Source organism: endosymbiont 'TC1' of Trimyema compressum, from assembly GCF_001584725.1.
GTDB lineage: Bacteria > Bacillota > TC1 > TC1 > TC1 > TC1.
This window is the reverse complement of the sequence record NZ_CP014606.1, coordinates 458,155-477,548: the sequence shown is the minus strand read 5'-3', so window position 1 is coordinate 477,548 and position 19,394 is coordinate 458,155. Positions and strand designations below refer to the sequence as shown.

Below are 19,394 nucleotides of genomic sequence, written 5' to 3'. Positions count from 1 at the left end.
CAATAATATTCTCAGTATTGATTTTTTATTATTCATATTTAAGAATCCCCCTCTAGCAAAATTTGTTTAAACTTTTAAACCTTCTCTTAGTTTATCATATTTTTTTAATAATCACCATTGTCTACTAAACAAAAACAAAAGAATCTTAAAATACTTTTGTTTTCCGAAAAAACTTTTACATTTGAAATACTTATCATACTTCAAATCTCCTCAGTCTCAATAATAGAATCCCTATATTCTTTAGGGGACTTTTTCATAATAGAGCGAAAAGCAGCTGCAAATTTACTAGGATTATCATAGCCAACGGCTCCATCAATACATGTGATAATATCCTTACTTTCTTTAAGCATCAAAGCTGCTCTATGCATGCGATAATTTCTTAGATAGGCATAGATAGACATACCAAAAACACCCTTTTTCAAGCTTTAAATTAAGACCTCTTAGAACATGGTTCTCATTAATGGATCCCATATTAAATGTCTTATGAATATTTTCTAAAATAACAGCCATCGTATTATCCCTTCCTCTTCTTTTTAAAGATTCCCATATTGGATAAAGTTAATAGAAGAGTTAGTGTAATGGCTGACACTAACTTTAAATACATAGGATCAATATTAAATAGCAGTACTAAACTAATAATTGCCCTATAAATAAAGGCACCTAAAACCGCTGTAAATAGCCGAGCCATAAAAGGTACATTTTTGAAAATTACAGTTGCCACAATAACAGCTGCTAAACCAATAACAATTACTCCAACACCCATGGAAATATCAGAATAGCCATTGTTTTGAGCAATTAGTGAGCCACTTAATGCAATAAGAGCATTAGCAAGCATATAACCTATAATTTCATTAAATTAATGTTGATACCATTGGCTTGAGCCATAATTGGGTTATTGCCTGTAGCAATAAATGCCAATCCAATTTGGGTTCTATAAAATAGATAAAGCAAAATAATGACAATTAACACAATAATAGCGCCTAACATCATTGTTGCAAAATCCTCTGGTAGAAAATTAATCATATCCATTAAATTTTCTTTGCCCAGTAAAGAAATATTACCTGAACCCATCACCTTAATATTCACAGTATAGAGACCTGTCATTACTAAAATGCCTGTTAATAATGCAGGAATTTTTAGTTTAGTATGAATCAAACCTGCCACTAAACCTGCAAAAGCCCCCTACTACAGCTAACGTTGTAGCCACAACAGGAGAAGCGCCTGCAACAACCTGAGATGCATATATTGCAGCGCCTAAAGGAAATACGCCTTCTGCTGATAAGCCTGGAATATCCAGAATCTTATACATAATGAAAACACCAATAGCCATTACTGACCAGAGGAGCGCCTCATTAATAGTTGTAATTAATACTATATCCATAATTTATTTACTTAAACCGACTGCAATAATAGATGCTGGATCTATTCCAAGGGCTTTAGCCATTTCTTCATTTACTACTAGGACATTTTCTGATGCGTATTCAACAAGCATGTCCTGAACTTTTGCTTCTTTTTTAAAAATCTTAACAGCCATTACTGCTGTTTGTCTTCCTAGCTCATTATAGTCAATACCATAAGTTGCTAAGCCACCTTCTAAAGCCATGTCTGTTGAGCCAGTTATAACAGGCACTTTATTTTTTTAGCTACATCTCCAACTGTTGGCATTGCTGAGGCCGCTACATTGTCTGTTGGAATATAAATACCATCTACTTCTCCAGCTAAAACTTCAACCGCTTGTTTAATATCATTAGGATTAGTTACTGTTTTTCAACAACATTAAGATTCTTAGCAGCTAATTCTTTTTTAGCAATATCTATTGAAACTTTTGAATTTGCTTCTCCAGCATTGTAGAGCAAGCCAACTTTTTTATTCCTGGTATAATATTTTCTAATAAAGTAAGTTGCTCTTTAACAGGGGGCATATCACTGGTTCCACTAATATTGCCACCAACATTATTTATATTTTTAACTAATCCAGCTTCAACAGGATCTGTTGTTGCAGTAAATAAAATTGGAATATCTTTTGTCTCATTAGCCACTGTTTGAGCACTCGGTGTTCCAATTGCAAGAATTAAATCAGAATTTTTTTGCAAGTTTAGTACTCATGCTTTTTAAGTTAGCTGCATCACCCTGAGCATTTTGATAATCAATTTCTAAATCATCCCATTCAGTGTATCCAAGATTTTTTAATTCTTCAATAAAACCTTCTCTGCTCTGGTTTAAAGATGGATGATCAATAATCTGTAGAATACCTAACTTTACTTTACCGTTGTCCTGCTGACTATTACAGCCTATTAAAGGGATTGCCATAAGTCCAATTAATAAAAATAATATAATTTTCTTCATCTTCCACTCTCCTGTTTCTTTTTTAACTAAATTTAGTATTTGAAATATAAATTTTTTAAAAATAAACTAGTAAGAAAGCATCTCCTATGTTCATCATAAATATATAAAAGAGCTTCTTTTTAAAAGAAACTCTTAAGCACCCGTCAATTAGTACCTCTACATTAAGAATTATGTCAAAATTATATCAAAAAAGCTAGAAATCCAGCTGATTCTAAGGTTATACAAAAGTTAGTTTTAACTAATAATGGTTCCCCTTATTAATAGAATTTTTTCTATCTTTATTAAGATGAAAGTTAACATCTATTGAATTTCTCACTTTCTTTGTAGTATGCTTAAATAACAACAAATATCTTTATATACAGTTAGGAGAGTATATATGGAAAAAACTGAAGTACACAATAAAAAAATTAAAAGTTTTACTACTGAAGAAAAACAAAAAAATTTCATTTTGAATGGTAATCTTTGGAAGGTAATGTTTCAATTATCTTGGCCTGCCATAATTGCCATGGTACTATATGGCTTTAATGCCGTAGTCGATGGTATTTTTGTAGATAATTATGTAGGCGAAATTGCCTTAGCTGGAATCTCACTGGCCTATCCACTTACCCAAATAACCCTTTCACCGGGGTCCTTAATCGGTGTTGGTGCAGGTTCAGCCCTAAGTATTGCCCTAGGAGCAAATAATGAAACAGTTCAAAAAAATATTAGGTAATGTAAATACACTGACACTGATTATTTCTCTTGTTTTTGCGCTGATTGCTTTTATCTTTGCAAACCCTCTACTTGAAATGATGGGAGGATCTGGGGAAGCCCTTTCAATGGGTGTTAGCTATTTTAGAGTAACCTTATTTGGTTCCATATTCGTTATCTATGGATTAGGTAGCAATATGATTATTCGCGGTGAAGGTAAAATGAAACTCGCTGCAGTAATTATGGGAGTAGGCTTACTATTTAATATAGTCTCAAATTACATTTTAATAGCCCTTTTAGGATTTGGTGTCGAAGGCGCTGCTTGGGGTACCAATATTGGTATGCTAGTTTATGCTATTTTAGGCTTTGTTTACTTTGCCAAAGGTAAAGTCTCCTTTAAATCAAACCCATTCGCCTTTAACTTCGATAGAGATATTCTGAAAACAATTATACGATATAGTACCATTCCTTTCAATTATTTTCTTAGGAATGACGTTCTTCCCAGCTATTAATAAAGCTAAGCCAGCTATGTTATTAGGCATTATAAGACAGGCTATTTTCTATATTCCTGTTATGATACTTTTGCCAATGGCAATCGGTGTAAGCGATGTTTACTATGGCTCATTTTTAATAGATGTCGTTATTGTAATATTTTGTATTTTTCTTGTTAGAAAAGAATTTAAAAATTTACGGAGTAAAGAAAAAAATCTAAAGAACGCTGTAAATAAATAGATATAACAAAAGCTATAATTAATAAATATTCTAGCTTTTGCATTTACATCATTATCTTAAATATAAAAAGGACATGCCTCTTTTTTACATTCATTATTTTTACTACTAAAAGCACAAACAATACTTACCGGTCTTAATAATTCAATATTTAATGTATCCTTTAAATAAGAACAGCCTTCTTCAAAGGCAAGGAAACTATTTCTTTTACAACATCAAGGTCAACCTAACTCAGTCATTTTTATTAAACTCTTAGCAGTAATCATATTGCTAATTCCCCAAATAGACTCAGAGCAAGGCGTTGTTTCTGTTAAAATGCTCATTAATTGACTTAAACCAACAGTAGCTCCACAATTTCCATAAAATCCACAAAAACCTTTCAATACATTTTGAAAGTTTCTCTGTAGACCTTCTTCCCAAGTGCCTCTTTAGAATTCCCTTGTTGCCTAAAAGTTGCTGTCAGCATAACTGCTGGCACTAAACAATGATGAAATGGATAATACATAAGAAATTCAGGATGTTCCATAATTTTTATCCCTAAAAAAACAGGTCCCATAGATTTATTTTCTTCGAAAACAATAACACAAAAGTCATTAATATGATTACAACCAGCAAATTATTCGCCCATCTTTATGCCCAATTGTAACAAGATATTTTTATTAGAACTTTTTACAACCTTAATTAAATCCATTTATTTTTTTCAAAATTAATGTTGTTAGACTTATTATTAAACATACTACTATAAAAACCAAAACACCATATTTAAAATTAATTACTGGTGTCCCTATGAAATTCATTGCATAAAAACTACTAATTAATGTCAATGGTGTAACAAACATAGTTATCACAGTAAATGTGTTAATAAAAGAATTTGTCTGTTCATCAATCCTACTATCATAAACTGTTGATAAATGCATAGTGGTTTCCTGAAGAGATACTGAGAATTCATATATTTTCTTAGTACGTATATTAATACTTTTAAATAAAGCAATATAGCTATCTAATAATGACCCACCATCATTTGCAACAATCTCATCACTTACATAGGATAATAAACGCATATTCTTTTTAATATCATTAGCAGTCCTCTTTAAAGCATTTAAGCTTGAAAAATCACTTTTTCAAAGCGGTTCATTAAACTATCTTCTTTAGCAATTAAAATAGTCTCAAAAACTTCTAGTTTTAAAAACATTTCATGAAGCATATAATGAAATACATGATAATATAAATGATTTATTTTTCTCTTCCTATAAAAATATTATCTAAACATTCTTGTATTTCTTTAAACAACAGCTCTTCAATCCACTCAATATTATCTGTTAAAACAACTAAAACATGTTTACTTAAATATAAGTTTACTTTTGAATGTATAAATTCTTTTCCATCTAAATCCATATACAATAAGCTTACAAAATCAAATGATTCGTATATTTGAAAACGAATCATTTGATCTAAGGTTTCCTGATTTTCCTGAAATTCATGAAAATCAAAAATAGTTTGAAGCTTTTCTTTATCGTTATATCCTGCAACAACAAAATAAATATCTGTATTACTTTTTATCAATTCTATGTTATTATGCATTTCATTTTTAGTAAAATTATAAACAACCATAATATTCCTCTCCTATTACACTACAACATCTTTGATTTTTTTAAATAAACAAAAATTCCACATAAAATAATAAATAGTACACCCAACAAAATAAAATAACCATACTCAAATTGAAGCTCTGGTATATTTACAAAATTCATTCCATATAAGCCTGTAAAAATTGCAATAGGTGTAGCAAAAACTGTTATTATTGTTAGTTTATTTAAAAAATTATTCGATTTTTCACTAACAGAAGTATTATATAAATCCATTAGATGTTCTGTTTTCTCATGCAAATTCGTTCCAAATTCATAGAGTCTATTAATCTTAGTTGAAATATTTTTAAAATATTTCAAATTTACCTCACTTATTAAATTATTATCATTACTGAGTATCTGATCCCCAATATATGTCAATAATCGTAAATATCTTTTAGCTTCAAAAGAAGTAGATTTCATTTGAGCAATATCTTCAACACTGCATTCAATACCTTTGCTCATTAAATCCTTTTCTTGAGCCACAATAGCATCTTCAAAGTTTTCTAAGCAGATAAACATTTTAGTTAAAATATGATCTAAACTCTTATAGTAAACATATGTTAATGTGTCAATACCATTAGGTTGAATTTCTGCATCCATTTTAATATCACCAACAACGTCATTAAATAAGTTTTCATTTTGGTCGCAAACAAAAATAACATATTTTTTGCTAAAATATAAATAAACTTTTTCAAATTCAAATGCCCCCTCAATCCATTCAAAAAAAAAGAAAACGAGATTACATCATAGTCAAAGTGACTTTCGAAGTGAATGGTGTCGATTGAATCCTGTTCTCGATTTTCATTATGTTTTATTATTCTAAATTGCTCAAAAATAGTATTAAAGTTATCTCTATCACATAAAATAAAGCAACGTTCTTTTTGATCCACCTCCATAATATCTTGCTTTGTTTTTAAATGGTAAAATTTCATTTTAAATTCCTCCCTCTATTCTGTATTCATCCTATCTAATATCTATGACCTAGTCAACTCTATAAGCATTTCAAAATATCTAATAAAAGTTCATTCCTAAGTCTCATAGAATATGCTAAAATAAGTTAACTAGAAAATAATGCTCTAATAAACAAATATATTTATCGACACTTATTTCATAAATTTAAAACAAGTTTTTAAATTTTAAACCTTAAAATAATTCCAATAAACTATTATTTAATAGTTTTAATATATGGATATTAAAAAAGGAGGAACTAAAATGACCATTGGAATTCCAAAAGAAATTATGTTCGGATAAAAAAGGGTTTCTGCCATTCCAGAAACAGTAGAAAAATATGTTGCAGAAGGTTTTTCTATTCTGGTAGAGAAATCAGCTGGTGAAGGAACTTTTTATTCAGACAGTGACTATGTGAAGGCTGGTGCCACCATCATAGATGACTCAGAAGATTTATTTCAAAAATCTGATATTATCCTTAAAGTAAAAGAACCTCAGTTTAATGAAGCAAAAACCTACATGAAGTAGATATGATGCATAAAGGTCAGTATGTAATTGCCTTCCTTCATCCAGCATCACCAGCCAATCATGAAATGATTACTAATATGGCTGAAAAGGGTGTTATTGGATTAACATTAGATAGCATACCTAGAATTTCCAGAGCTCAAAATATGGATGCACTAACTTCCATGAGCACTTGTGCAGGTTATAGGGGTATGTTAATGGCTATGAATGATTTAGTTAAATTTGTACCTCAAATATTTACAGCAGTTGGAATGATTAAACCGATTAATGTTCTTGTTATTGGTAGCGGTGTAGGTGGTCGTCTTCAAGCAAATTGCTACCGCTAAACGCATGGGTGCAAATGTTTATGCCATAGATACACGTCCTGATGCTGTTGAACAAGCTGGAAGCTTAGGTGTAAAAACAATTGATATAAATATTCCAGCAGATGTTGGTGTTGGCACAGGAGGTTATGCAAAAAGTCTTAGTGAAGAATGGTTAAAAAAGAGAGAGCTATTTTAGCTGAAAACCTAGGTAATATGGATGTTGTATTTTTAAGTGCACTTATACCTGGAAAAGTTGCTCCTATATTAATAACAGAAGATATGGTTAAATTAATGAAGCCAGGTTCAGTTATTGCGGATATTTTCATTGACCAAGGTAGAAACTGTGATATTACAACATCAGGAAAAGTAATTGAAAAATATGGTGTAACACTTCAAGGTATTAAAAATATTCCCGGATTACTTGCAACAAGCTCAACATGGATGTTTGCTCAAAATGTTTATAATCTTATGCAAGTAATGTTTAAAGATGGGAAAATACATTTAGATTTAGATGATGAAATCATCGCCTCTATTTTAGTGACTAAAGATGGAAAAATTACTCATGCTGGAACACTAAGAGCAATGGGAAAAACAGTATAATCAATAGGGAGGCTTGAGAATGATAACTCATTCTCAAGCCTCCTTTTATATTTAAAAGGAGGGTAAAAATGAATCCTATTATTTTAAGTGGAGCATTTGGTATTATTTTCTCAATCCGCATTGGAGGAGCTGATATGCCAATTACTATTTCCCTACTAAATTCACTAAGTGATATAGCAGGAGCCATTGCTGGAATGACCATAGGTGATCCTTAGTTGCAGTGGGAGGTATTATAGGCGCCTCTGGCTTATTGCTAACACAGATTATGTGTTCTAGCATGAATCGGAAACTAGGAGAAATCCTAACAGGAAAAACATCGGTTAGTGATGCCTGCCCTGCTCCTTCAATAGAAACTAAAGCAGAAAACAAGGCTCTTAATGATAGTGACTCATTTACTACCATTCTCAAGAATGCCAAAAAGTCATTATTGTTTCCTGGATATGGTATGGCACTTGCTCAAGCTCAAAGTTTAGTTAAGTCACTTGCAGACCAACTTGAAGCCCAAGGGACTGAAGTTATTTTTGCCATTCATCCAGTAGCAGGCAGAATGCCTGGTTATATGAATGTTATTCTCTGTGAAGTTGATATTCCTTATGATAAGCTCTGGGAAATGGATGCAGTTAATTCTGAATTCAAAAACTGTGATATGACTATTGTTGTTGGTGCCAACGATGTTATAAATCCTGCAGCAAAAAGCGCTGAAGGAACACCTATTTGCGCGGTATGCCTATCTTAAATGTAGATGAAGCACCTGAGACAGTAATCTGTAACTTTGATACAAAACCAGGTTATGCTGGCGTTGATAACCCGCTCTATGAAAAAGAAGAAGGCGTTACACTACTCTTAGGAGATGCAAAAGAAACCTTAAAAAAATTATTATTTGTTTTTGCTTTTTATAAATTATTTCTTATAATTATTCATAATTTTTTCCTTTCTCTTGTGCCTACTTTTTTAATATATAATTGAAGCTATTCATTCAATAAATAGAAATAACTTATTGCCATTTAAACAAGATATAAGGGATAATAATAGAATTATTTTTTTTAATAGAAAAGATGAATTTAAATTTTAAAAAAATCAGAACCATTTATCCTTAACTAATTATTTTACTTAGCAAAAAAACGGGCATCACGCCCGTTTTTTATTCGCATTGATATTTTTCATTTATTTTGAGTTATTCTATGAAAAATTACCAATTTTTTACAAAGTCTCTTCTTTTATCTGTAAAGCTTCCTACGCAAATCATAATGAAGTCAATTACCCAACCAAGTCCAAATAAACCGAATGTAAAAAGATAAATAATACCAGTGCCTGTTTTACCTACATAAAAACGATGTATGCCTAATCCACCAAGGAATAAGCATAATAAAAGTGCTACTAAACGAGATTTTGATGACATAATTTTAAACCTACTTTCAACTTAATTTACCTGAGCAATTATATCAAAAAAAATTAATTAATGTCAATAAATTATATCGTCAAGTTATTAAATTTTAATCTATAAAAACATGATATTGATTACAAAAACCATCTGAAATAATTCAGCAAATAAATATGCCTAAAGATATTAAAAAAGACATTACTATTAGACTGAAGTGGTATACATATGGCTGACACAAAAAGATGTGTTGACCATCTTCTACTGTATACTAGAAAAAAGTGAGAAAATATGAAAATGGATTATTAAAACATGAACTGCTTAAAAAAGTCCAAGATATATGAGCTTTCAGTTTAACGTTCTATAAGGCAACTAAAAATATAGCGATAAGGATGAAACATCTAGTGACACTATCTAGGTGACACTAGATGTTATTGAAAGCTTTTTGGACAGTTTCAAGATATTCTTAGATATCAATTTTGATTGATATTGTAAAAAGCTCATGGGGCGATTAAAATAAGAATGCTTCTCTAGTGAAGTTATAATAATCCCCACTTCAAATTGAAAGTGGGGATTATTATTATTCTAGATTAATTGATTTTCTAATTATTTGTTTTTTCTTTTCTTGTAAATTAAAGCTGTTCCAACTGCTAATAAACCCAATCCTCCTAAATAAATCAAGGGGGCTCATAGTTCCAGTTTTAGGTAATCCATTTAAAACACCTTTAGTAATGTCACTATTATCATTAGGATTAACAGGTGTTCCATCAGAAACAACATGAACAACAACAGTAGCTGGAATAGCTTTATTTCCTAAAGCATCTTCTGCATTTAGGGTAACCCTATAGTCGTCTACTTTATTCATATTAACTACTGCATTAAAATCAGTTGTAATTGGAAAACCATCATTTGTTAAACCATGGATATCCTTTAAGAATTCTGCTTCTGATTTTGTACTATTAAGCTTGTAAGTTACTTCCTTATCACATGTAATAACAGGGGCTTTTTCAGCTTTAACTACGTGGACAGTTACTGTAACAGGTATTGCTTTATTACCAGCACCATCTACAGAATTTAATGTTACAGTATAATCACCAATAGTACTTAAGTTAACTGCTGTAGTAAAATCACTCGTTATTGGTGAACCGTCATCAGTTGATGCATTAATATTATCTAAGAATTCGCTTTCTGATACAGTTGCATCAACTGTATAGGTAATTTCAGAATCACTTTGAATAACAGGTGCTTGTGTATCAAATTCTAAAGGTATTAAAACGTTACCATTATAGGTTGTTGTCAAACCATTAATTACAATGGATTTACTAAACTCATAAGCCACTGCTGGCTCTGGAGCATTAAGGTTCTCCCAAGTTAATACACCATTACTATAGGTACCACTATCTGAAATATTAACAGCATCAATAGGATTTCCATCACTATCTACTACTGGATTAGTTATAGTAGCTTTTCCATCCGAACCTACAGTATATGAATCTAGAGTAATTCTCTGATTTGAAATTTGTATACTAGTTAAATTAGTTAAACTATTAAAAATTCTAGGATCAGTTATTCCATCGCCTCTAACATTTAAACTTTTAATATTGGTTAAATGTAATATAGGTGTAAAATCTTTAACAAAAGCAACTACATTTAGACTCGTCAGATTTGTTAAATTTCTTAATGGTGTTACATCTTCTACTTTAGTATTAAACAAGGTTAAAGTACTCAGTTTTGTTAAATTGGCTAATGCACTTAGATCCTTGATATCAGTATAACTACCATAAATATATTCTAAGTTAACTAAATTAGCTAAGGGGCTAATATCTACGACTGTACTCGCTGCTAATATTAAATTTTTAACACTAGTCATAGTTCCTAGCGGTGCTAAATCTGTTACAGCAGTTCCACCAATACCAACATTTGTAGCATTATGAATATATTCAAAACCTTCAATACTTTGAATATTGTCTTCCTTAGGTGTTCCTTGACTCATTGAAACATCAACACTGGTAAGAGCATCTAATTCGCTTTGAGTTACTAAATCCGTAACAGCTCCTTTACATAAGCTAGCCCTCATTTTCTCTGCAAGAATACTGTCAGGAAAAACCTGATTAATTGGAGTTGGCCCTGGTAGGTTTTTTTGAGTTCCAGCTAATAATGATAATCCAGTATTAAAGATTAACATAAAACTAAGAAACAATACTAACCCAATCCTTTTCATTTTTTGTCATTTTCATTCCTCCGTATATTAATAATTAATCTATAGGCAAATTATAGCACTAAAATATAAATAAGTCATTTTTTTATAGACTTTTATTCCTAAAATCAAATTTTTTTGAAATTTCATATGGTTATATAATTAATTTATATTTATCACATTAGGAATTATTAATAATAATCATTTTCTTCATTTCATTGTGAAAAGCCTTTATCCAAAGTATTTTTGAAGACAAAAAATAATTTTCAAACAAATTGACTTAATAAAAAGTACAATAAATATAGACTATTTTAAACAATTATGATACAATATAATTAGATATATTGTTTATATTATTAGAATGATTCTAAATTAAATTTAGGGTGAGAGAGGATAGTCTAAGCAAAAAGAATCAGAATAACAGATCACAAGAAGGATAGCGAGGTATGATTATGGTAAACAAAAAACATTAGAAAAGTAGTTTCTATTTTTCTAGTTGTTTTCATGTTACTAGCTACTTTTCCACTAGGGGTTTTTGCAAATGAAGCAAAAGAAGAAACTGTTACCCTTACGGAAGAGTCTATTAATATGGAAGAAAAATCAACTGAAAAAGAAACTACAGAGGTATTAGAAACCAATAATAAAGAAGAATTTGAAGAAGTAAAAACAATTACAGAAAATCAAAATGCTAACATAGAAAAAGTAACAATAGAGGCATTTCAAAGTATTGCGCCTACTTCTGCTAATGCAACAACCCCTAAACACAAATTGAAAATGCAACTAGTGATATTACAATTAACTTAGATCAAGGATCCTATGAATTTGATTCAGAAATTAAAAACACTGCTGGCATTACTGTTACTTTAGTTGGTGCCCTAGAATATGGCAATGGACAACCTGCTACACAATTTACAATGGCTATTAGCGTTACAGGTGCACCTAGATTTATTCGTCTTGAAAATGGAACATTAAATCTCAGTAATATCCAAATTAACGGAACAAAAGGCCTAAATGGTGGTGTCTCAGCTCATAATGTTATTGCTACTAACTGTGCTTTTACAAACCAACTATACAAATGATGGCGTTAGTGGTGGTGGCGCTATTCGTGTAACTGGTGGAACATTAACGGTTGAAAGTTCAAGTTTTAGCGGAAACAGTGTAGGAATCTATGGTGATGGCGGTGCTATTAGTTCAGAAAACAGCGGCAATATCCGTATTAATAATTCTGTATTTGATAGTAACGAGCGTATTGGCAACAACAATCAGTATGGTGGTGCTATTAGCGTCAAACAACCTAGCGTTCCTAACACATCAATTGAAATTGCAAATAGTATTTTCACTAACAATGTATTAGATGCTACCGGTTCGCGGACAACTGGTGGTGCTTTTAGAATCTATGGTACAAATAACTTAACGTCTGCGCTTATTGATAATGTACTATTTAAAGGAAATAAAGCATAACGATCACTGACAAATAATGGAGGCGCACTGGCTTTCATGACAACGAATAATTCAAAAGTAACTAATTGTACTTTTATTGATAATTCAGCTGGAAAATATAGTGGTGCTATATACTATGAAAATTCCAATGGAAATCACCAAATTATCAATAGTACTTTTGTAGGAAATAAAGCTTCTTTAGCAGGAAACGGAGTAAGCGTGTATTCTTCAAGTACAACAATCGACTCCTCAACGCTAATTTCCAATGGCGCTTCAACGCATGGAACAAATCCTAGCATTACAATTAAGGATTCCATTTTATCTGGTACCCCTTACTTATGCTAGTGGAACAATTACATACACAGGGACAAATTTAGCCCGTAAAACATCAGCTGAACCAGTTATAAATGATGTTTCGATGTCTTTACTGCATATACAAGTACAACACTTGAAAAAGTATCTAACTCAAACTATGTAGCTCCAATTAAAGCAGATGGACCTGCATATGGAAAAATTGATACTGGACGTTCTCTAAATGTAGCTCAAAATGGCAATATTAGAAAAATACCTTTAAGCGATATTGGAGCTTATAAAGCACCAAAGTATGTTACTGCAACATTTGATTCTAATGAAGGAAGCATATTATTGTCGCAAACAGTTGTTGAAGGTTCTTTAATAACAATGCCAAGTACTCCAACAAAAGAGGACTTATTATTTAGTGGTTGGTTCACAGATAATGGAACTTTTGCAAATGAATGGAATTTCTCGATAGCAATACAGTAACTGCCGATATTACCCTTTACGCTAAATGTACTGAGAGAACTTATAGTCTAGAATTCGACTTAAATGGTGCGCCTGGAATACCACCAGCTACCCAAATATTAACAAAAGATTCTGCAATTAGTCCCGTACAAAATCCAACTTGGGAGGGTTATACTTTTGAAGATTGGAATGTTGAAACTAGAGGCCAAGGAGAATATTGGGATTTAAATACAAGAACAATGGATCCTCAAAATACTATCCTTTTTGCTCAGCGGAGTCCAAATCACTATAATGTGAAGTTTGATGCCAATGGCGGTACAGGTACTATGGATAATAAAGACTATACTTACGGTGAAAGCAAGCCTCTTTTTGAAAATAAATATACAAGAGAGGGCTACATCTTTAAAGGCTGGTCTTTGGGTAAAAGATGGTGCTGTAGATTTTTCTGACAATGAAATTTACACTTTTAACACAGCTTCTGATATAACACTCCATGCACAATGGCAAAAAATGAACAGATTGGAGCAGGACCAATCCCAAATACTGACCTTCCTGATTACTCAAATAAAATTGGGGCAACAACTACAGCTCCATTACCAAAAACTGGTGGTTTCGAAGCTCTATTTATGGGAGCATTGGTTCTCGGATTAGGCTTTATTGTCTGTAGAAAAGCCTTCTCAAAAAAACATAAATAAAATAAGCAAATTAATGATTTGCTTTGAAAGGTACTAGTAAACAAAAAATGAGAAATAAAATATCCAAAAGATTCTTGTATGGGATATTAGCATTTAGTTTAATTCTGCCGATGGGCACTATACCCTCGGCAAGAACCTATGCAGAATCTATAACAAAACATGAAACAATAAGCATAACTGAAGATATATTAGATAAAGATGATATTATAATAGAATCCACTTTACCTAATAATACAGAAAAAGCGTATGAGCCTTCTGATAATACAACAAAATCTCAAGAAAATTCTTTAAGTGCTGAAGAATCAAAGGACTTACAGTCCGCTGCATTTGCAACAAACCAAGAAGAAAGCACTTATTTAATTAAGGATATTAATTTTCGGAAAGTAATTAATAGACATTTAGGAAAAAGCGGTTCTCTTTTAGAAACTTATTCAGCTACAAAAGCTGAATAAGAAACCATCACTTTACTAAATTTATATTCAGGAAATAATCCCTCAAATAACTATTTAAAGATAGATTCTATGGAAGGTATTGAATATTTAAAAAACTTACAAAACTTACAAAACTTACAAATAATGTATTCTATTATTCCTGAAGAAGCTTTAGCTAATATTGGAAAATTGGAAAACTTAACAGGCTTAACAATAAATAACACTCTCTTTTCAGGAAATAACACTACTGCAAAACTTTTAAATATGCAAATTAATGATGGTCCAATTGAATCAGTAATGATGGTTCCAATAGATAATAATATTAATTTATTACCTTTAAGCAGTTTAGGGAAACTTGAAAATCTGTATATAACAATAACTGGAACGCAACAAAATGCTGCATACTCTTACTCTCCACGTACACACTTTGATATTGCTGGACTAGGAAGACTTACATCATTAAAAAATTTAACATTAGGGGATTTTCCTGAAGTTGATGATTCCTCTTTTGATTTCCTTAGAAATCTAACACGGCTTAAAAATCTTTCTTTATACAGTGCCTCACTAAATAATGTTGAATCAATTGCTACTTTACCTAATTTAACTTCACTAAATCTCAATGATACCTATGTAACTGATTTTGGACCAATTATTGACAAGACCTATTTCACTGGAGCAAGCTCTTTAAAAAATAATATTCCTACTCAATATTATTGGACTGAAACAGTTAATGATGAAACAGTAAAGAAAATGACCTTACATACTAATATTAAAAATGTAGGAGAGATAAGCAGTGTTGGTTTTACTACAATCAACGGATTCCAAGGAACTTTTTCCATTGATCAATATCGAGTTGAAAATGGTGAAATAGTAATTGACTTTATTGTAAAGGCGCCTCGTGCATTCAATCTCTATAGCTGGTTAACAGGTCAATGGGACAATGCCCATTATGGCATTGTTTATGGCATTAACTTTAAAACATCAAATAATAAAACCATTTCCTATTCTGTTAATCCTATTAATGTTGGTAAAACAATAATTCTTGATGAAAATTATGAAGGTGGCAATAGAATAAACCAATACTGCCATCCACTAGCAAAAATTGAAGAACCTGATACTAGTCAATTTACAAGAGCAGGTTATACTTTATTAGGTTGGTTTGTAGATAAGGAAGCAACGGAAGCATTTAATTTTAATACAGATACTACAGAAAATTTAACACTTTATGCTAAATGGGATAAAATCCAAACCCATACTGTAACTTTTGAAACCAATGGAGGGATGGATATAAATCCAATACTTGAAGTCCCCCACAGTTCAATCATTACAGAACCAATATCACCCTCAAAAATAAATCATGATTTTGAGGGTTGGTATAAAGAACCAACATTTGAAACATTATGGAATTTTCAACAAGATGTAGCTGAGAAAGACATTACATTGTATGCAAAGTGGAATAAATCAACTCAATATTATACTGTAAGCTTTGAATCAAATGGTGGAACAGCTATTAATTCTATCAATAATATAGAAGAAGGCAAAACTATTACTAAACCAGAAAACCCAACAAAAGAAGGATATACTTTCATTAGTTGGCATAAAGACACCAATCTAAATAATAATTGGAATTTTGAAAAAGATAGTGTTAACGATAACATAACACTGTACGCAAAATGGCAGAAAAATGAACAATCAGTAACTAGTAATCTAGAAGATAGTCAAAACAGTCAAACTGGTACTTTATCAATTGCATTACCAAAAACAGGTAATACTAATAACATTATTGCTTATATTGCAATCTTAACAGGAACTTTGACACTTGTCTTATACGTCTTTAATAGGAAACAACACAAAAATAAATAATAAATATTAAGAAGATAGCAGAGAATTTATATTAGAGTCTCTGCTATCTTCTCTAGGATTAATTATTATGCTTCAGAAATCAGCCTCAAATTAATAGGCCTCTTTGTATGGATTAGTAATGTAATTAAGTATTTTTCTTTATTAAAATATTATACCTTGCTATAATTGAAATAAGAAGTATTTTGGAGGTGCAAAATGTCTAAAGCCATTTATTTACTAACAGGAGCCACAGGTCATCTTGGATTTAACATCTTAAAAAAATTAGTAAAAGCTAATAAAGCTGTTCGTACTTTAGTGTTGCCTACAGATAATCAATCTATGCTAAAGGACATGCCAATTGAATCTGTTGAAGGAAATGTTGTTGAAAAAGAAAGCTTGAAAAATTTTTTTGATAATCCCCATAATGAAGATTTAATTGTAATTCATTGTGCTGGAATAGTAAATATTGCTACAGATAATAAAAAATTTGTTATGGATGTTAATTTTATAGGAACACAAAATATTGTCAACTATTGCCAAGAAGCACAAGTTAAAAAAATGGTTTATGTTAGCTCTGCCCATGCTATTGCCGAAAAACATAAAGGTGAAATTATGCAAGAAGTCAGAACATTCTCACCAGACGAAGTAACAGGCCTTTATGCAAAAACAAAAGCTGAAACGAGTCAGTGGTTTATAGAACAATTAGATGCCGGATTCCAGGTTGTATGGTTCATCCAACAGGTCTCATTGGCCCCAATGACTATAAAAAGGGTATTTAACACAATTGGTTATTGATTATCTTGAAGGAAGCATAACTTCTGCTGTGCGAGGAGGGTATGATTTCGCTGATGTGAGAGACGTAGCTCAAGGGATTATTGCTGCAGCAGATAGAAACACTATTGGAGAAACCTTTATCCTTTCCAATAAATACTATGCCATTAAAGAACTATTAGATATGCTTTCTACAATTACAGGAAAGAAAAAGTTAAGAAGCATTCTTCCTTACTGGTTTGCAAAACTAACAGCACCTCTTGCTGAACTTTATTATAAAATTTTAAAAAAACCACCTTTATATAACCCCTACTCTCTCCATGTTTTAAAAAGCAATGGTCTTTTTTACCCATGAGAAGGCTGATACTGAATTAGACTATACAACTCTAGGCCTATGGAAGAAACTTTAAAAGATACAGTTAACTGGCTAAAGACAATTGGCATTGAAGCAAAAATTAAAAAAACAAAGAAATAACGCAAATAGCATTTATATTAAAAAATATATACTACATCATACAGTTTATTATAATGAATTTTCACTAATATAACTTTTAAGCAACTCATTCGCACTACCTTGAGAATCTTTTAAACAATCAATAGCGCCAAATAAGAAAAAATAATCTTTTGCTCTAGAAACAGCTGCATTTATTAAGCTTTTTCTATTATCAATAAAGAAACAACTCTCTTTGCTACCATAGACTGATGAAAATAAAATAATCTGTCTTTCTGAACCTTGAAAAGTGTGAACAGTACCAACATTTATGAAATCACCTTCACTTAGCTTTTCTTCCATCCTCTTTCTAAGATACTGAGCCTGAGCTTTAAAAGGCGTAATAATACCAATAATTTCATTTAATTTTTTATTAGGATAGGCTTTTTATATTTGGTAAATTGTACAATAGCCATTCAACTATTTCAATAGCCTCTTTTTTATTGACTCTACTTGTTCCAGTCTTAGAAGAAGCATCTGTTTCAATATTAAAGTATCCCATATGTGACCAAGAAGATAGACATTCTGGTGAATTATCAACACCACTTCCTCGCAAAGGTATTAATTGTCCATTGTAAACTAAATCATTACAATAACCAATTATTTCATTATAGCAACGTCGATGATCACTTAAAAATAAACCTCTTTGATGAAATTTTTCATAATAGCAACTATTGCTAGCAACTTTCATTACATTGGAATTATTTGTAGTTAACCCCTTATCTTCAAGTTGAGAATAATCCATAATAACCTTGGCATTAGCTAAAGAAATATCAAGAATCCTACTACTCATTCCCCAGACTGGCTCTATTTGATGTACGTCTCCAACAATTAATGCTTTTTTGGCAAGGCCAAAGCTACATGCAGCAATTTCAGGAGAAACCTGACCTGCTTCATCAATAATTAATAAGTCGATATGATTATACATATAACTATTTTTTCTTTGCCATAAGCTAAAAAATACTTAGGTAATATATATAAAGTCATAACCAAACAAAACGATACTAGGGAAATTCTACTATAAAATTTTCAAGAACATTCTGATAGGTTCTGCCTTTTTGCCCTTCAGTTAATCGATCTTCTTTTAGAGCCCAACAAGCTTCATAATAGTGAACAGCTAACCAAAACTCATAATAGCGAATTTTTTATCTACATCTTCATTTACAATCTCTAAATCCATATTCTCTATATTCCCAAATACATCTATAAAACCTGCTTTATGATTCTTTAATTCTTCTAAAATCCCAATATATTCATCTTTAGTTTGGATATATACTAAAAAAGTAGACAGGAAAAAGTGAAACATGTTTTAAATAAGTAGACACATAAGAAAGGATAAAATTATGAATAATTACAAGAAATACGATGAAGAATTTAAAAAAAGTATTGTTAATTTACACCAAAACGGTAAAACTCAATCCCAACTTTCTAAAGAATATGGTGTCTCCATGTCTGCTTTACACAAGTGGATTAAACTTTATTCTCAGGTTAGAATTGATGATGATACTATTCTAACCGCTAAGCAGATTAAGGATCTTCAAAAGCGTAATGCTCGACTCTAGGAGGAAAATATCATTTAAAAAAAGCAATTGCCATATTCACGCCTCACTCAGACAAA

At 31.2% G+C, this 19,394-nt stretch carries 27 protein-coding genes and 6 pseudogenes; 16 read left to right on the top strand and 17 right to left on the bottom strand.

The window, feature by feature from the left end; genetic code table 11:
* Positions 1-200 precede the first annotated feature (200 nt).
* From AZF37_RS03100 to AZF37_RS11460, 6 genes and pseudogenes are all read right to left on the bottom strand, one after another.
* On the bottom strand, positions 201-368 hold the full coding sequence (locus tag AZF37_RS03100) for a helix-turn-helix domain-containing protein (RefSeq protein ID WP_245612031.1): 168 nt from the start codon (positions 366-368) through the stop codon (positions 201-203).
* Positions 369-514: 146 nt separating this feature from the next.
* Positions 515-835 (bottom strand): hypothetical protein, encoded by a 321-nt coding sequence (locus AZF37_RS12665; protein WP_342668682.1) that lies wholly within the window; start codon positions 833-835, stop codon positions 515-517.
* Between the two features lie 5 nt (positions 836-840).
* On the bottom strand, positions 841-1,164 hold the full coding sequence (locus AZF37_RS12660) for an ABC transporter permease subunit (protein WP_342668681.1): 324 nt from the start codon (positions 1,162-1,164) through the stop codon (positions 841-843).
* Positions 1,142-1,381: a hypothetical protein gene (locus tag AZF37_RS12655; RefSeq protein WP_342668680.1), complete on the bottom strand. Its 240-nt coding sequence runs from the start codon at positions 1,379-1,381 to the stop codon at positions 1,142-1,144. Before AZF37_RS12655 ends, AZF37_RS12660 begins: the two co-directional genes overlap by 23 nt.
* A gap of 3 nt (positions 1,382-1,384) precedes the next feature.
* A pseudogene (locus tag AZF37_RS11465) lies at positions 1,385-1,743 on the bottom strand (ABC transporter substrate-binding protein).
* 70 nt (positions 1,744-1,813) lie between these two features.
* Positions 1,814-2,309, bottom strand: a pseudogene (locus tag AZF37_RS11460) (ABC transporter substrate-binding protein).
* 412 nt (positions 2,310-2,721) lie between these two features.
* On the opposite strand from AZF37_RS11460, the pseudogene AZF37_RS03085 reads away from it, so the two are divergent.
* Both AZF37_RS03085 and AZF37_RS13140 read left to right on the top strand, forming a co-directional pair.
* Positions 2,722-3,547, top strand: a pseudogene (locus tag AZF37_RS03085) (MATE family efflux transporter).
* Complete coding sequence (locus AZF37_RS13140; RefSeq protein ID WP_425425441.1) at positions 3,525-3,767, top strand: hypothetical protein; 243 nt, start codon at positions 3,525-3,527, stop codon at positions 3,765-3,767. The pseudogene AZF37_RS03085 and the gene AZF37_RS13140 overlap by 23 nt, the downstream one beginning before the upstream one ends.
* Positions 3,768-3,823: 56 nt before the next feature.
* Here AZF37_RS13140 and AZF37_RS11455 read toward each other — a convergent pair.
* From AZF37_RS11455 to AZF37_RS11450, 6 genes and pseudogenes are all read right to left on the bottom strand, one after another.
* Positions 3,824-4,147, bottom strand: a pseudogene (locus AZF37_RS11455) (DUF5714 domain-containing protein).
* On the bottom strand, positions 4,144-4,320 hold the full coding sequence (locus tag AZF37_RS12175; protein WP_162473853.1) for a DUF5714 domain-containing protein: 177 nt from the start codon (positions 4,318-4,320) through the stop codon (positions 4,144-4,146). The pseudogene AZF37_RS11455 and the gene AZF37_RS12175 overlap by 4 nt, the downstream one beginning before the upstream one ends.
* Before the next feature lie 121 nt (positions 4,321-4,441).
* Positions 4,442-4,825, bottom strand: a complete 384-nt coding sequence (locus AZF37_RS03080; RefSeq protein WP_245612029.1) for a CorA family divalent cation transporter — start codon at positions 4,823-4,825, stop codon at positions 4,442-4,444.
* A gap of 172 nt (positions 4,826-4,997) precedes the next feature.
* Positions 4,998-5,375, bottom strand: a complete 378-nt coding sequence (locus AZF37_RS03075) for a hypothetical protein (RefSeq protein ID WP_088369528.1) — start codon at positions 5,373-5,375, stop codon at positions 4,998-5,000.
* A gap of 20 nt (positions 5,376-5,395) precedes the next feature.
* Positions 5,396-6,049 carry a magnesium transporter CorA family protein gene (locus AZF37_RS03070; RefSeq protein ID WP_245612074.1) on the bottom strand — a complete coding sequence of 218 codons (654 nt, stop codon included), beginning with the start codon at positions 6,047-6,049 and terminating at the stop codon, positions 5,396-5,398.
* Positions 5,953-6,324, bottom strand: a complete 372-nt coding sequence (locus tag AZF37_RS11450; RefSeq protein ID WP_245612028.1) for a hypothetical protein — start codon at positions 6,322-6,324, stop codon at positions 5,953-5,955. The genes AZF37_RS03070 and AZF37_RS11450 overlap by 97 nt, the downstream gene beginning before the upstream one ends.
* 334 nt (positions 6,325-6,658) lie before the next feature.
* Here AZF37_RS11450 and AZF37_RS12170 point away from each other — a divergent pair.
* Positions 6,659-7,770: pseudogene (locus AZF37_RS12170) on the top strand (NAD(P) transhydrogenase subunit alpha).
* 77 nt (positions 7,771-7,847) lie between these two features.
* Positions 7,848-8,736 (top strand): annotated as a pseudogene (locus AZF37_RS03060) (NAD(P)(+) transhydrogenase (Re/Si-specific) subunit beta); the annotation flags it as partial.
* Between the two features lie 223 nt (positions 8,737-8,959).
* Here AZF37_RS03060 and AZF37_RS03055 read toward each other — a convergent pair.
* Positions 8,960-9,169: a TM2 domain-containing protein gene (locus AZF37_RS03055; RefSeq protein WP_088369527.1), complete on the bottom strand. Its 210-nt coding sequence runs from the start codon at positions 9,167-9,169 to the stop codon at positions 8,960-8,962.
* 559 nt (positions 9,170-9,728) lie between these two features.
* Positions 9,729-11,333 (bottom strand): LapB repeat-containing protein, encoded by a 1,605-nt coding sequence (locus AZF37_RS03050; RefSeq protein WP_172793069.1) that lies wholly within the window; start codon positions 11,331-11,333, stop codon positions 9,729-9,731.
* A 516-nt stretch (positions 11,334-11,849) separates the two neighbouring features.
* Here AZF37_RS03050 and AZF37_RS03045 point away from each other — a divergent pair.
* From AZF37_RS03045 to AZF37_RS03000, 11 genes are all read left to right on the top strand, one after another.
* Positions 11,850-12,149, top strand: a complete 300-nt coding sequence (locus tag AZF37_RS03045) for a hypothetical protein (RefSeq protein ID WP_088369525.1) — start codon at positions 11,850-11,852, stop codon at positions 12,147-12,149.
* A gap of 110 nt (positions 12,150-12,259) precedes the next feature.
* Complete coding sequence (locus AZF37_RS10300) at positions 12,260-12,424, top strand: hypothetical protein (RefSeq protein WP_162473852.1); 165 nt, start codon at positions 12,260-12,262, stop codon at positions 12,422-12,424.
* Complete coding sequence (locus AZF37_RS03040; protein ID WP_172793068.1) at positions 12,378-12,806, top strand: hypothetical protein; 429 nt, start codon at positions 12,378-12,380, stop codon at positions 12,804-12,806. Before AZF37_RS10300 ends, AZF37_RS03040 begins: the two co-directional genes overlap by 47 nt.
* Positions 12,807-12,812: 6 nt before the next feature.
* Complete coding sequence (locus tag AZF37_RS03035) at positions 12,813-13,130, top strand: right-handed parallel beta-helix repeat-containing protein (RefSeq protein ID WP_425425456.1); 318 nt, start codon at positions 12,813-12,815, stop codon at positions 13,128-13,130.
* A 300-nt stretch (positions 13,131-13,430) separates the two neighbouring features.
* Entirely contained in the window at positions 13,431-13,568 is a 138-nt protein-coding gene (locus AZF37_RS13135) for an InlB B-repeat-containing protein (protein WP_162473851.1), read from the top strand.
* Entirely contained in the window at positions 13,541-13,996 is a 456-nt protein-coding gene (locus AZF37_RS03025; RefSeq protein WP_088369521.1) for an InlB B-repeat-containing protein, read from the top strand. The genes AZF37_RS13135 and AZF37_RS03025 overlap by 28 nt, the downstream gene beginning before the upstream one ends.
* A 51-nt stretch (positions 13,997-14,047) precedes the next feature.
* A complete protein-coding gene (locus AZF37_RS03020; protein WP_088369520.1) occupies positions 14,048-14,242 on the top strand; it encodes a hypothetical protein in 195 nt (64 codons plus the stop codon).
* Between the two features lie 110 nt (positions 14,243-14,352).
* Positions 14,353-14,694, top strand: coding sequence for a hypothetical protein (locus AZF37_RS03015; RefSeq protein WP_162473850.1), 342 nt, complete (start codon positions 14,353-14,355; stop codon positions 14,692-14,694).
* A gap of 69 nt (positions 14,695-14,763) precedes the next feature.
* Positions 14,764-16,536, top strand: coding sequence for an InlB B-repeat-containing protein (locus AZF37_RS03010; protein ID WP_088369518.1), 1,773 nt, complete (start codon positions 14,764-14,766; stop codon positions 16,534-16,536).
* Positions 16,537-16,731: 195 nt separating this feature from the next.
* Positions 16,732-17,310 (top strand): NAD-dependent epimerase/dehydratase family protein, encoded by a 579-nt coding sequence (locus AZF37_RS03005; protein WP_088369517.1) that lies wholly within the window; start codon positions 16,732-16,734, stop codon positions 17,308-17,310.
* On the top strand, positions 17,300-17,641 hold the full coding sequence (locus AZF37_RS03000; protein WP_088369516.1) for a Rossmann-fold NAD(P)-binding domain-containing protein: 342 nt from the start codon (positions 17,300-17,302) through the stop codon (positions 17,639-17,641). Before AZF37_RS03005 ends, AZF37_RS03000 begins: the two co-directional genes overlap by 11 nt.
* 168 nt (positions 17,642-17,809) lie before the next feature.
* On the opposite strand, the gene AZF37_RS02995 is transcribed toward AZF37_RS03000, so the two are convergent.
* The 3 genes from AZF37_RS02995 to AZF37_RS02985 all read right to left on the bottom strand — a co-directional run bounded on the left by AZF37_RS02995 (position 17,810) and on the right by AZF37_RS02985 (position 19,082).
* Positions 17,810-18,124, bottom strand: coding sequence for an AAA domain-containing protein (locus AZF37_RS02995; protein WP_342668701.1), 315 nt, complete (start codon positions 18,122-18,124; stop codon positions 17,810-17,812).
* Between the two features lie 25 nt (positions 18,125-18,149).
* The gene (locus AZF37_RS02990; protein ID WP_088369514.1) at positions 18,150-18,704 is read right to left on the bottom strand and encodes a hypothetical protein; all 555 of its coding nucleotides are present in this window, start codon (positions 18,702-18,704) and stop codon (positions 18,150-18,152) included.
* A gap of 189 nt (positions 18,705-18,893) precedes the next feature.
* Positions 18,894-19,082 carry a hypothetical protein gene (locus AZF37_RS02985; RefSeq protein WP_088369513.1) on the bottom strand — a complete coding sequence of 63 codons (189 nt, stop codon included), beginning with the start codon at positions 19,080-19,082 and terminating at the stop codon, positions 18,894-18,896.
* A gap of 37 nt (positions 19,083-19,119) precedes the next feature.
* On the opposite strand from AZF37_RS02985, the gene AZF37_RS13130 reads away from it, so the two are divergent.
* Positions 19,120-19,338 (top strand): transposase, encoded by a 219-nt coding sequence (locus AZF37_RS13130; RefSeq protein ID WP_088369221.1) that lies wholly within the window; start codon positions 19,120-19,122, stop codon positions 19,336-19,338.
* Positions 19,339-19,394 lie beyond the last annotated feature (56 nt).